The organism is Trinickia sp. (assembly GCF_051954495.1).
GTDB lineage: Bacteria > Pseudomonadota > Gammaproteobacteria > Burkholderiales > Burkholderiaceae > Trinickia.
This window is the reverse complement of the sequence record NZ_JBQCHR010000021.1, coordinates 38,095-51,264: the sequence shown is the minus strand read 5'-3', so window position 1 is coordinate 51,264 and position 13,170 is coordinate 38,095. Positions and strand designations below refer to the sequence as shown.

Here is a 13,170-nt window from a genome sequence, read left to right as displayed (position 1 = left end):
ATACGCTCCGAGCCATGTCCACCGCCACGCCGCAACCGACCGACCGCACGATCGACGCGGAGCCGATCCCCACGCTGGATGCGATCGCCACGCAGCATTTCGCGCTGACGCCTTGGGTGCTGCGCACGCCCGTGTTCGAGCGGCACGATTTTCCTTCGCTCGAAGGCACGGCGCTCAACTTCAAGTTCGAGCTGCTGCAGGCGGCTGGGACGTTCAAAGCGCGCGGCGCCTTCACGAACCTGCTCGCGCTCGATGCCGCGCAGCGCAGCGTGGGCGTCACGTGCGTGTCCGGCGGAAATCACGCGGCGGCGGTGGCGTACGCGGCGCTGCGGCTCGGAATGAGCGCGAAGGTGGTGCTGTTTCGCACGACGAGCCCGGCACGGCTCGAACTGTGCAAGCACTACCGGGCGGAAGTGGTAGAGGCCGACACGCCGGCCGAGGCTTTCGAACTCGTGCGCCGCATCGAGGCCGAGGAAGGCCGCTTTTTCGTGCATCCGTTCAACGGTTATCGCACGGTGCTCGGCACGGCCACGCTCGGCTACGAGTGGGCGACGCAAACGCCCGATCTCGATGCGGTCATCGTGCCCATCGGCGGCGGCGGGCTCGCGGCCGGCGTATCCACGGCGCTTCGCCTCGCGAACCCGCGCGTGCATGTCTACGGCGTCGAACCCGAGGGCGCCGACGTCATGAGCAAGAGTTTCGCGGCGAATCACACGATCAAGATGGGGGCGATGCACACCATCGCCGATTCGCTGATGGCGCCTCACACGGAACAGTACAGCTATGAGCTGTGCCGCCGCCATATCGATCGCCTCGTCACGGTGTCCGACGATGCGCTGCGCGCCGCCATGCTCAAGCTCTTCACGCGGTTGAAGATCGCGGTCGAGCCCGCGTGCGCCGCGCCGTTCGCGGCCTTGCTGGGGCCGCTGCGCGAAACCCTTCAAGGCAAACGCGTCGGCGTCCTGCTTAGCGGCTCGAACACCGATCCGGCTACGTTCGCTTCGCTGATCGCGGGCGTGCACGCCTAAACGCTTCAACGCACTAGCGCCGAGTTATCCCCAGATTGTGTTGACAGACCTGTTGATAAGCTCTGGGCGATTGCGCTAAGCGGTTGTACGCACAACGAATTTCTTCCTGCGCCTAGTTCGAGGCAGATCGCCCGCGCCGCGCTGCCAAGCGTTCACTCACGCGATTGCTCGCCTTGCTCTTCGCGATACACGGCGATGCCCTCCATGGGGTCCGTCGCCTCCCGCCACGGCGCGCGCGCCAGCATGCGCCGCGTATCGTCGTAGCCGGCCGCGCGGCGACGCTCGATGCCGGACGGGGAAAAGTCGATGTCCTTATGCAGATCGTCGTCGCCGAAGCTGGGCGCATCGAGTTCGATGACCTGCATCGTCGTGCCGCACCCCCAGGCGAGCAGATCCTTGACGGCGCCGGACTCGCGCACGTCGTCGGGGATGTATTGCTCGAGCTCGCGGATCACGTGGCGCAAACGATGAATCTGCCGCTGCCGCTCGAGATGACTGCGGGCGCGACTCGAATACTGAATGTCGCGCTGACGCACCAGCGTTTCCAGAATCGACTCGGGCTCGCGCCCACTCGCGGGCCACAGTTGCACGGCGAAGATCACGGAACTGCGGCGCGGCCGATCGTCGAGCACTGCTTCGAGCGGCGTATTGGAGTAGATGCCGCCGTCCCAGTACGACTCGCCCTCGAGCTGAACGGACGGAAAGCCCGGCGGAAACGCGGCCGAGGCCAGCACATGCTCGACGGCCAGCGGCGCATCTCGGTTCGTGAAGTACCGCATGCGGGCCTGGGCGACGTGCACGGCGCCAACCGTCAGCCGCATGGCGCAGGTATTGAGGTAGTCGAAATCGACGAGCGAATGCAGCGTTTCACGCAACGGTTGCGTGCTATAGAACGCCGCGTGCTCGCGCCCGAGGGGCGCGTGCAACCCGAGCCACGCGAGCGGCGACGGCGTGAAAAACGCGGGGATGCCCTGCATGAAGATCGAAGCGCGACGCCACCAATCGTCCAACGCGGGTAGCCAGCCCCCGGTCGCGCCGCCTGTGGCCGCCACGCGCGACCAGAACGCATCGAGCCGCGCAAGCCGCGTCTCGGGCGGATTGCCGGCGAGAATCGCGCCGTTGATGGCGCCGATCGACGTACCGATCACCCACTCGGGCTCGATGCCCGCGTCGTGCAGCGCCTGATACACGCCTGCCTGATAGGCGCCCAGCGCGCCGCCGCCTTGCAGCACGAGCACGACTTGTCCGGGGATGCCGGCGCGCTCGCGTGCGTTTTCGCCCCGCGGCTGCTCGTGAGCGCCGCCTGCCACGTTCTCGTCCATCCGCTTCTCCGTTCTTTCACGCGAAGCACGCTGTTCGATATACGCAGGCGAGCGGCGCCCGGATGCGTGTGACCCTAGTGGTGGTCGAAGAGATCGAGGATCTGCTTTTGCTCTTGCTTCGACACGTCGGGCGTCGGCGCCGGCGTCGCGAGGCCCGCGGGCCCGATCGAGCCGACGGCATCGCTTGCGCCGCCCGCCAGCGCCGTGCCGGAGTCCATCCCGATACTGGCGATGAAGCCGTTGCCGGGCACCTTGTCGGCCAGGTAGATCTCGCCGTCGAGCGTGGCGACGCCCTCGGGCATCGGCATCGGCTGATCCGGCACGCCGCGCAGCGCACGGCCCATGTAGTCGACCCAGATCGGCAGCGCGAGCTGCGCGCCGAATTCACGGCTGCCGAGGCTCTTCGGCTGATCGTAGCCCATCCAGGCCACGGCGACGAGCGTCGGCTGATAGCCCGCGAACCAGCCGTCCTTGGCGTCGTTCGTCGTCCCGGTCTTGCCGGCAAGGTCGGAGCGATGCAGCGCGTTCGTGCCCGCGCCGGTCCCGGCCGTGGCGACCGAATGCAGCAGGCTGTTCATGATGAAAGCATTGGCCGCGCTGATCGTGCGCGGGGCGTTCTGACCCGCGACGATCGGCTGGGCCCTGGAAATCGGCTGCCCGCGCGCATCGTCCACTTCGGCGATCAAATACGGATTGACGCGATAGCCGCCGTTGGCGAACACCGAATAGGCCGCGGCCGATTGCAACGGCGTGACGAGGCCCGCGCCGAGCGCCATCGGCAGGTACGGCGGCGTCTTGTCGGCGTCGAAGCCGAAATTCTGCGTCACGAAGTCCTGTGCGTACTTCGTGCCGATGTACGACAGGATCCGGATCGAGACGAGGTTCTTCGATTTCTCGAGCGCGACGCGCATCGACATCGGCCCTTCGGGGTGATCGTCGTCCTTCGGCTCCCACGGGTCGCCGCCCGGCGTGCTGGGCGGGAAGTACAGGGGTGCGTCGTTGATCATCGTGGCCGGCGCAAGACCCTTTTCGAGCGAGGCCGAGTAGATGAACGGCTTGAAGCTCGAACCGGGCTGGCGCCACGCCTGGGTGACGTGGTTGAACTTGTTTTTGTTGAAGTCGAAGCCGCCGACGAGCGCCCTCACCGCGCCGTCTTGCGGGGCGAGCGAAACGAGCGCCCCCTCGACTTGCGGAAGCTGCGTGATCTGCCAATTGCCCTTCGCATCGGGCATCAGGCGCACGATCGAGCCGGGGCGGATGCGTTGCGCCTGCGAGGCTTTCGGGCCGAGCGCGTACGCGGTGAAGCGCAAGCCCTCGCCGCTGACCTTCGCCGTGCCGCCGTCGACGAATTGCACGGTCACTTCCTTCGGGCTGGCCGCCGTCACGACACCGGCGACGATCTCGCCGTCGTCGGGGTGATCGGCGAGCGCATCGTCGATGGCCTCGTCGCGGTCGTCGCCGGCGGCCGGCAGCTCGACGAACCCTTCGGGCCCGCGATAGCCGTGCCGGCGCTCGTAATCCATCACGCCCTTACGCACGGCGCGATACGCGGCGTCCTGGTCCGCCGAATCGATCGTCGTCGTGACGGACAGGCCGCGCGTGTAGGTCTCATCCTTGTACTGCGCGTACATCATCTGCCGCACCATTTCGGCGACATACTCGGCATGCACACTGTATTCGTTGCCCGCCACCTTCGTGCGGATCGGCTCCTTGATGGCCTCGTCGTACTGCGGCTGCGTGATATAGCCGAGCTCGAACATGCGCTTCAGGATGTACTCCTGGCGAATCTTCGCGCGCTTGGGGTTGACGACCGGGTTGTAAGCCGACGGCGCCTTGGGCAGGCCGGCGAGCATCGCGGCCTCGGCTATCGTGATGTTCTTCAGATCCTTGCCGAAATACACCCTGGCGGCCGCGGCGAAGCCGTAGGCGCGCTCGCCCAGATAAATCTGATTCATGTACAGCTCGAGAATCTGATCTTTCGTCAGCGCGCGCTCGATCTTGTAGGCGAGCATCATTTCGTAGATCTTGCGCGTGTAGGTCTTCTCGCTTGAAAGGAAGAAGTTGCGCGCGACCTGCATCGTGATCGTGCTCGCCCCCTGCGAGGCGCCGCCGTGCAGCAAGTCGGCCGTGCCGGCACGGAAGATGCCGATGAAATCGACGCCGCCGTGCTCGTAGAAGCGGTAATCCTCGATCGCGAGCACCGCCTTTTTCATGACGTCGGGAATATCGGCGAAACGCACCAGGCTGCGCCGTTCCTCGCCGAACTCGCCGATCAGCACGTGATCGGCCGTGTAGACACGCAGCGGCACCTTGGGCCGATAATCGGTCAACGCATCGAGCGAAGGCAGTTGCGGCGCCATGACGATCAGCGCGTAGCCGACGATCAGCGCGCCGACGACGGCCGCCGTGGCCACGAGGCCTGCGAACGTCAGCGCGATCCGGGTACCGAGCGAGCGAGTTGCGCTGCGAGGACCATCGGAATTGGGGCGGGAAGGATTTCGATCGTCGGCCGGGCGGCCAGCGGAAGGCGGTCGTTTGATAATAGGCATGACGGCATGAATGGCGCGGCTCTCAGCGCCTTGTCGCCACGCGAACCCGCTGCGTGGCTGATATGTAATCGTGTGGTCGGCCTCGTTCGGCAGCGAACCGCCGAGCGCGGGGCAACAGCGCATTTTAATGGCATCGCCGCGGCCGCACCGGAATTTTTTTGTTAAGAAGTGATGCAAGACGGCACATTCGCCCGATAGGCGCAGGTTATCAACAGAAAATGTTGAAAGACCTGTGGAGAAGCTGCAGAAAACCTGCGTAAGTGCTTGACAGCGCACGAAAATCGCGCCAAACCGCGTTTGAAGGCACGACGGGCGGCTCTATGATGAAGAACGCCATTGCTCCGCCCGTTTTCCCTGACTCGCCGCGCCCATTCGCACGGCGGTCCAACGACAGCGAGCCGACCATGAATCCTAGCTCCGAACGTGTTGTCGTCTTCGTGACACCCGCTCAGAAACGCGTGCTCGCAGCCCGCGCCGCCCGCATGGGCATCAGCCTGAGCGAGCTCGTTCGGCGCGCGGTGCTCGCCTTCGACGAAACAGGCGAGGAGGTGCGCGCGGCGGGCCTCGTCGACCGGCTGGGCGCCCAAAGCCGAACGAGCGACAGCGACGTGCTGCGGCGGCTGGCGGCGGGCCAGGTGGGGCGGGCAGGAGAAACGGATCCGGACGGCCGATTCACGTCGGCGCCTGGGTCCGACCGCGGCCCAGCCCCGGTCCGCGCCGGCGGGGAGGCGAACGCCCCATCTTCCTCGACCATGGAGCGCCAGATCCCGGAGGGCGACGGCCACAGCGCCGCACTGCCCGTCGCGGCCGCCGTCGCGCGCGCACTCGCCTCCCAGGCGCAAGCCCAAGAGCGCTCCGACGATAGCCCCGATCCGGACGACGAGGCGCTCGTCGCCCGTGTCATCGCCAACGAATCGCGAGATTTAAGCGGGTTTTAACGATACGTTGTTGTACTATCCGCGGGCGTCGAAAACGGGACGCGATGACCGGGCGGCGCTCTTGCAATCGCGCGGCCCGTCCCGACATTGAGCTGGCGCGCCACGTCGCCGAAGGCGCATCGCGCCGGCGGCCGCAACGCGGCGTAGCATGTAGTCATCGGTATCATCGAACCGCCGTAGCCCGCATTCGGCGCCGATTTCAATTCACGGAGGATTTCATGTCGCTATTCGACTCAATTTCGCGCACCGTCAAAGGCTTGCTCAACGATGCGGCCGAGTCCGTGCAGGACCCGTCGCGCGACGCGCGCCAAATCGTGCGCGAGCTGGACGACAGCATCGGCAAGGCCGAGAACGCGCTGATCGAGATCGAGGCGCAGGTTGCCACGCAGCAAAGCAAGCGCGACGCCGCCGCCGAAAAGGCGAAGAAGTACGAAGACGGCGCGAAGCGCGCGCTGCAATCGGGCGACGAAGGGCTTGCGCGCGAAGCGCTGGCCGCGCAGTCGAATGCGGAAGCGGAGCGCGACGCCCTGGCCAAGGAACTGGCCACGCTCGAGCCGTCCGTCGATCAGCTCAAGAGCCAGATCGCCGATATGCGCCAACGCCGCAACGACTTGAACGCCCGCTCGAACATTCTGCAGGCCAAGCAAGAGATCGCGCAGGCGAAGGACGTCGCGGCCACCGCGCTCGGCGGCATCGGCGGAAAGAACTTGTCCGAGGATTTCCGCAAGCTCGAAGACAAGGTCGCACTATCGAATGCACGCTCCGACGCTCGACTGAATTCGGCCGATACGTCGTCGGGCAAGGCGCTCGAGGACAAGCTCGCCGCGCTCGACCACGGCCCGTCGGTCGAGGATCGTCTCGAAGCGCTGAAAAAGCAAATGAACGCGAACACGCCGGCGCAATGACGTCGTGCGACGCGCCGCACGGGGGCGCCGCCGCCAGGCGCCCTCGGGTGAGCGCCGTCTGAACAGGTCGATGGTTATGGAGACGGGCGCGTGCGCCCGGGTCGCTCAATGAAGACATTCCTCGCAGCCGCGCTCGCCGCCCTGCTCTTCGCCTCGGGCTCGGCCTTCGCCGTACCGAGCGCCCAGCAAGTGGAGCGCGCGATGGCGCAAGGCAATTGGCAACAAGCCGACGCCGAACTCTCGCAGGTGCTCGCCGCGCATCCGAACAACGCGCATGCCCACTATTTGTATGGGCAAGTGCTGGCGAACGAAGGTCGCTACGCCGACGCGCTCGCGCAGATCGAACAGGCGAAGACGCTCGACCCGCAAATCCGCTTCACGAGTGCGTCGCGCTTCGCGCAAGTCGAAGCGCGCGTGCGCGCAGCGGCTAATCGCGCCGGCACGCCCGCGCCCGCCCCGGCGCCTTCCGCGCAAACGCAAAGCACCGCGAACCCGTTCGCGCAGGCGGCGCCGCTTGCTCCCAAGCACCACGGTCCTTCGATCGCCGCATGGATCGGCTTGGCGGTCTTGATCGCGGCGATCGCCCTGATCTTGCGCTGGACGCTGCGCCGCGCGCGCTCGAGCGGCGACTCGCGCGCGGATGAGGAGCGCCGCGCGCAACTCAAGCGCGCGACGGAGCTGCTCAACGCGGCACGCTCGTTGAAGCTCGATGCGCGTTTGTCGACGGCCCCCGGACACGAAACGTTGGCCAGCGAAGTCGAAGGTGTCGAGAACCAATTGCGCACGCTCGTCGAATCGCTTTCGAACAACGGCAACCCTGTCCCCGCCTATCAACTCGAGGACTTGTCGCGACAGCTCGATAGCTTGCGCGCACGTACCGAAGGGCGGCCGGATCCGAACGCCAACGCGCCGGCTCCGGGCGCGGGCCCCTCGGTCTACGCGCAGGAAGCCGAGCGCCTGCAGCAGCAACAAGCGCCTTACGGCGCCCAGCAGCCGTATCCGCCGCAGCAGCAGCCGACCGTCGTCGTCCAGCAAGGCGGAGGAATGGGCGGCATGGGCGGTTTGCTGACGGGCGTCCTGCTCGGCGAAGCGCTTTCGCACGGCCGCGATCGTGTCGTCGAACGCGACGTCATCATCGATGACGAATCGCGTCGGCGCGCCGCCGAGCGCGGTGACGGCGGCGGCGTCGATTTCGGCCAAGGCTCGAACGACTGGAACGACGACAGCGGCGGCAGCTCGGACGGCGGCGTCGATTTCGGCAGCGACGATTCGGGCGGTTGGAGCGATACCTGAGCGTGACGCGTTCGTTCACGGTCGCGCCGCGCATCGCGATCATCGGCAGCGGGTTCGCCGGCATCGGCATGGCGATTCGCCTCAAGCGCATGGGCGTCGCTTCGTTGACCCTTTACGAAGCGGCGGCAGACATCGGCGGCACTTGGCGCGACAACGCCTATCCGGGCGCCGCCTGCGACATTCCCTCCCATCTGTACTCGTTCTCGTTCGCGCCGAACCCCTCTTGGTCGCGCACGTTCGGCACGCAGGAAGAAATCCTCGGCTATTTGAAGCGCTGCGCGCGCGATCACGGCATCGATCCGCTGATTCGATGCAACGCCCGCGTCGAGAGGGCACGCTTTGACGACGCAGCGCGCGTCTGGCAGCTCGATATCGTGTCCAAGCATGCTTGCGCGCAACGGAGCGGCGCCAACCCGAACGGCGGCATTGACGAGGTTCGCGAAACCGTCGAAGTCGACGTCGTGATCGCCGCGAACGGGCCGCTTTCGCGCCCCGCGTTGCCGAAAATCGCCGGCATCGAACGCTTCGGCGGCGCGTTGTTTCATTCGGCGCGCTGGAATCACGGGTATCCGCTCGAAGGCAAGACTGTCGCGGTCATCGGCACCGGCGCGAGCGCCGTGCAGTTCATTCCGCGCATTCAACCCCGCGTGGCGCGCTTGCTGGTATTTCAGCGCACGCCGCCGTGGGTCATGCCGCGGCCCGATCGCGCCATCGGCGCCGGGGCGCAACGCCTCTTTCGCTGGCTGCCGTTCGCGCAAAGGCTGGTGCGCTGGGGCGTCTATTGGCAGCATGAAGCCCGCGCCCTCGCCTTCATCGTCAATCCGAAATGGATGCGCGCCCCGATGCGATTCGCCTCGAGCTATCTCGCCCGACGCGTGAAAGATCCGGCGCTACGCGCCAAGCTCACGCCCGACTACGTGCTCGGCTGCAAGCGCGTACTGCTTTCGAGCGACTATTACCCGGCGATCACGCAACCGAACGTCGAAATCGTGACGACGCCTATCCGCGAAATCGTCGAGGATGGGATCGTCGCCGACGACGGCCGCCACTATCGCGTCGACGCGATCATCTGCGGGACGGGTTTCGACGTCGCCGATGCAGGCGCGCCGTTTTCGGTCATCGGCGCGCACGGCGCCGACCTCGACGAGCGCTGGCGCGCGGAAGGGCCGCAGGCGTATCTTGGCGCGAGCATCGCGGGTTTTCCGAACTTCTTCATGATGGTCGGCCCGAACACGGGGCTCGGCCACAACTCGATGGTGTACATGATCGAGTCGCACATCGCCTACATCGCCGATTGTCTGCGCGCCCTTCGCAAACGCGGCGCGCGTACGATGGACGTGCGCGCCGATGTGCAGCGTGCCTTCAACGACAAGTTGCAGGATGCGTTCCGCGGATCGGTGTGGATGAGCGGCTGCCGAAGCTGGTATCTCTCGAAGAGCGGCAAGAACACCGCGCTCTGGCCGGGCTTCACGTTCGCTTTTAGACGATTGACGCGGCGCGTGCGCACGAGCGACTACCGGTTCGACGAATGAGCGCGCGGTCGCGTCGAGCGCGCCGGCAAGAACACACCTGGGCCAACGACGGCGAGGCGGTTGGCAGACCCGTTCGGGCCTGCCCCCGCAAGCTTACCGGCGGCGACGATGCTAGCTCGCCATTGCCGGCTCGACGCCACGCAGCATGTGGGAGCCATGCGGCGCCGCGGCACGCGAACCGCGCTCGCCCGCATGCGCGTCCACGCGGAAGGCCGCGACGGCCGAGTCCAGCTGCGCCGCCTGTTCCTCGAGCGACGCCGCGGCCGCCGCGGCTTGCTCGACGAGCGCCGCGTTCTGCTGAGTCACCGAGTCCATCTGCACGACGGCGAGATTGATCTGCTCGATGCCGGTCGATTGCTCGCCCGAGGCGGCGCTGATCTTGCCGATGATGTCCGTCACGCGATGCACCGCGCTCACGACCTGATCCATCGTTTGACCGGCGCGCCCGACGAGCGCGCTGCCGGCCTGCACCTTGTCGGCCGACGCGGCGATCAGCGACTTGATCTCCTTCGCCGCGCTCGCGCTGCGCTGCGCGAGGCTGCGCACCTCGCCCGCCACGACCGCGAACCCGCGGCCCTGCTCGCCGGCGCGCGCAGCTTCCACAGCCGCGTTCAACGCAAGAATATTCGTTTGGAACGCGATGCCCTCGATCACGCCGATGATGTCGCCGATCTGATTCGAGCTCGAGGCGATGTCCTCCATCGTGCGCACGACGTCGCCCACCACTTCGCCGCCGCGCGCCGCCGTTTCAGAAGCATCATGCGCGAGCGTGCTCGCCTCGACGGCGTGTTCGGCGTTGAGCTTCACGGTCGACGTCAGCTGCTCCATGCTCGACGCGGTTTCCTGCAGCGACGCGGCCTGCTGCTCCGTGCGCTGCGACAGATCGGCGTTGCCGGTCGCGATCTCGCGCGCCCCGTGCATGATCGCCTCCGATCCCATGCGCACGCGCGACACCGTCGCCACGAGCGCCTCTTGCATGCCCTTCAAACCGACGAGCAATCGGCCCATTTCGTTGTTCTGGTTCGCGACGATCGAGCCCGTCAGATCGCCCGATGCGATCCGCTCGCAGTGGCGAATAACGGCGTCGATGGGCCGCACGACGGCCGAGACCAGCGCCGCCCGCGCGAACAGCCCCACGACGAAAGCGATCGCGGCAATGACGGCGGCGCCTGTCGCAAGCGCATGGAACGTCGTCTGCGACTGGGCGTAGCGCGCTTCCTGGTGCGAGACCTGCAATGCCTCGAGCTCGTTGATCGCTTTCTCGTAACGCGCATAGAGTTCGTTCGCCGTCTGCCCCTGCAGCGTGCGGAACGTGTTGAAGTCGTTTTGCTCGAGGGCCTGAAACTCGGGCGTGATCGCCTGCTGGACGAGCGCCGTTCGCGCGCTCGTGACCGCGTCCGCGAGGTGCGATTCGTTTTCGTCGCGCGGCTTTTGCAGATAATCGGCCCATTGCGCATCGCTGTCTTTCAGCACGGCATGCGCCTTCGGCAGCAAATCGTCGCCGGCCTTGCCCATCGAAAATAGGGTCTCATAGCTGCCGAGCGCGAGCCGGACTTGGAGCATGCGTTCGGAGCTCGTTTTCAAATGCGTCAGCGCGGCCGTATCGGTCGCATACATTTGCTTGAGCGCATCGTTGCTTTTTTGCAGGCTCAGCATGCCGGCGGCCATGGCCGCCATCAGGGCGAGCGGATAGCCCGCGATCGTGAGCGTAAGCCCGCCGCGAATCGTAAAGCGTTTGAACATGGCATCGACGTGCGCACGCTCGTGACAAAGCGTGGCACGGTCCCCTCCGTGGTGGTGGTAAAGCGCGCACATGCGGCTCTCTTGCGGAGCGTCGGATGGACCCGGCCTGCTGCGAGTGGTGGTCTGATCGGGCGCGTCGTGCGTGCGAAGGTTCTCGCGCAATCTAAGCGTTTCGCGGCGATTGCGCAATGGCTAAAAGCACTTTAGTCATACTATCGTCATCCCCCACTCAAGCCGGGCCCCACACCGTCCGTAAACACAAAGGACAGCCCGCCCGCGCATGCATCCGGCCTCCACGCATCGCAGCATGCGTAAGCGCCACGTAAGCGAATTTAGCTAGATATGAGCCGCAAGCGCCGCCTTCGCGGCCGCAGCCGATAACGATGCGCAACGACACGCTCGTTCGCGCCAAGGAGACTCTGACCATGCGCCTCACCTTGCGCCGACCTCGCGCCGCGCGTTCGCTCGTCGCGGACATCGCCGCTCACGCCGGCAAGCTCGGCATCGAAATTTGCGACGTATCGGGTCACGTGGAGGAAGTCGCGAAGCGCGTCGAGCAACAAGCCCATGTGTGCCGTTCCCTGCGCGATTCGGCCGCGGTCACGATGCAAGGCAATCACCGTATCGCGGAAGCGGCGCGTCAGGTGCGCGTCGTCAGCCGCGAGGCGTCGAGCGCGGTGGAGCAGTCGCGTCAGACGCTCGATGCGTCGCTTGCCGACATTCACGGTCTGGTCGAGGGCGTGACTGGCATCGCCGCGCAAATCGAGGCGCTGCGCGAGGCGCTCGATCACGTGAGCACGGTCTCAGAGGAAATCTCGCTGATCGCGCGCCAGACTCACTTGCTTGCGATCAACGCGGCAATCGAGGCCGCGCGGGCCGGCGAATCGGGCAAAAGCTTCGCCGTCGTGGCGGCGGAAGTCAAAAACCTATCGAGCAAAACGGCGCAAGCGACGGCCCAGATCGAAGCGACGCTCGCGAGGCTGACTCAGCAAACCGAGCAGCTCATTTCCGACGGCACGGAGAACACGGCGCGCGCGCATCGCGTGAAGGAAGGCTCGGCCACGATCGGCGGCATCGTGCAATCGACGGGAACGGCCATCAACCAGCTCCACGAAGAGGCCGAGCAAATCGCCACGCTGACCGACGACATCGAAGCGCAATGCCATCACCTCGAAGAGCAAGTGGGCGACATGGCAAGCGGCGTCGAACATTCGAGCGAGAATTTCCTGCAAGCGAAGGATCGGCTCACGAGCTTGCTGTCGGTATCGGAAACGCTGATCGAGCTGACGGCCGCGGCCGGCGTGGAAACGCCCGATACCCGCTTCATCGAAGCCGCGCAACGCACCGCCGCGCTGATCGGCAAGCGCTTCGAACAAGCGCTTGCCCGCGGGGAGATCACCGAGGCGGCCCTGTTCGACGCGCACCACGCACCGATTCCGGGCAGCGACCCCCAGCAATTCATGACGCAGTTCACGGCCTTCACCGATCGCGTGCTGCCCGAGATTCAAGAGCCCTTGCTCGCGCTCGACGAGCGCGTGGCGTTTTGCGCGGCGGTCGACGTGCGCGGGTACCTGCCCACGCACAACCGCAAGTTCTCGCAGCCGCAGCGCCCCGGCGACGCCGTATGGAATACGGCCAATTGCCGCAACCGGCGCATCTTCAACGACCGCACCGGCTTGGCGGCCGCGAGCCACACGAAGCCGTTCCTGCTGCAAACGTACCGCCGCGACATGGGAGGCGGCGCGTTCGCGATGATGAAGGACGCCTCGGCGCCGATCTTCGTGAACGGCCGCCACTGGGGCGGACTGAGGCTCGCCTACAAGACCTGAACCCCCGACGTACGCCGGTACACCAAGCCGG

Annotated in this window: 9 protein-coding genes; 6 read left to right on the top strand and 3 right to left on the bottom strand. The window is 66.1% G+C overall.

Going from position 1 to position 13,170, the window contains the following annotated elements; all coding sequences use genetic code 11:
• Positions 1–14 precede the first annotated feature (14 nt).
• Positions 15–1,028 carry a threonine/serine dehydratase gene (locus tag ACTHNR_RS02660; RefSeq protein ID WP_440545900.1) on the top strand — a complete coding sequence of 338 codons (1,014 nt, stop codon included), beginning with the start codon at positions 15–17 and terminating at the stop codon, positions 1,026–1,028.
• Positions 1,029–1,180: 152 nt separating this feature from the next.
• Here the strand turns inward: ACTHNR_RS02660 and ACTHNR_RS02655 are convergent, their stop codons facing one another.
• Positions 1,181–2,350, bottom strand: coding sequence for a patatin-like phospholipase family protein (locus ACTHNR_RS02655; protein ID WP_440545899.1), 1,170 nt, complete (start codon positions 2,348–2,350; stop codon positions 1,181–1,183).
• 74 nt (positions 2,351–2,424) lie between these two features.
• Positions 2,425–4,899, bottom strand: a complete 2,475-nt coding sequence (locus tag ACTHNR_RS02650) for a penicillin-binding protein 1A (protein WP_440545898.1) — start codon at positions 4,897–4,899, stop codon at positions 2,425–2,427.
• Between the two features lie 404 nt (positions 4,900–5,303).
• On the opposite strand from ACTHNR_RS02650, the gene ACTHNR_RS02645 reads away from it, so the two are divergent.
• The 4 genes from ACTHNR_RS02645 to ACTHNR_RS02630 all read left to right on the top strand — a co-directional run bounded on the left by ACTHNR_RS02645 (position 5,304) and on the right by ACTHNR_RS02630 (position 9,567).
• Positions 5,304–5,837, top strand: a complete 534-nt coding sequence (locus tag ACTHNR_RS02645; RefSeq protein ID WP_440545897.1) for a hypothetical protein — start codon at positions 5,304–5,306, stop codon at positions 5,835–5,837.
• Between the two features lie 218 nt (positions 5,838–6,055).
• Entirely contained in the window at positions 6,056–6,742 is a 687-nt protein-coding gene (locus tag ACTHNR_RS02640; RefSeq protein WP_440545896.1) for a PspA/IM30 family protein, read from the top strand.
• Between the two features lie 108 nt (positions 6,743–6,850).
• Positions 6,851–8,035, top strand: coding sequence for a tetratricopeptide repeat protein (locus tag ACTHNR_RS02635; protein WP_440545895.1), 1,185 nt, complete (start codon positions 6,851–6,853; stop codon positions 8,033–8,035).
• A 2-nt stretch (positions 8,036–8,037) separates the two neighbouring features.
• Positions 8,038–9,567, top strand: a complete 1,530-nt coding sequence (locus ACTHNR_RS02630) for a flavin-containing monooxygenase (protein WP_440545894.1) — start codon at positions 8,038–8,040, stop codon at positions 9,565–9,567.
• 111 nt (positions 9,568–9,678) lie between these two features.
• On the opposite strand, the gene ACTHNR_RS02625 is transcribed toward ACTHNR_RS02630, so the two are convergent.
• The gene (locus tag ACTHNR_RS02625; RefSeq protein ID WP_440545893.1) at positions 9,679–11,310 is read right to left on the bottom strand and encodes a methyl-accepting chemotaxis protein; all 1,632 of its coding nucleotides are present in this window, start codon (positions 11,308–11,310) and stop codon (positions 9,679–9,681) included.
• Between the two features lie 425 nt (positions 11,311–11,735).
• Here ACTHNR_RS02625 and ACTHNR_RS02620 point away from each other — a divergent pair, with 425 nt between their 5' ends.
• Complete coding sequence (locus ACTHNR_RS02620; protein WP_440545892.1) at positions 11,736–13,139, top strand: methyl-accepting chemotaxis protein; 1,404 nt, start codon at positions 11,736–11,738, stop codon at positions 13,137–13,139.
• Positions 13,140–13,170: the final 31 nt, after the last annotated feature.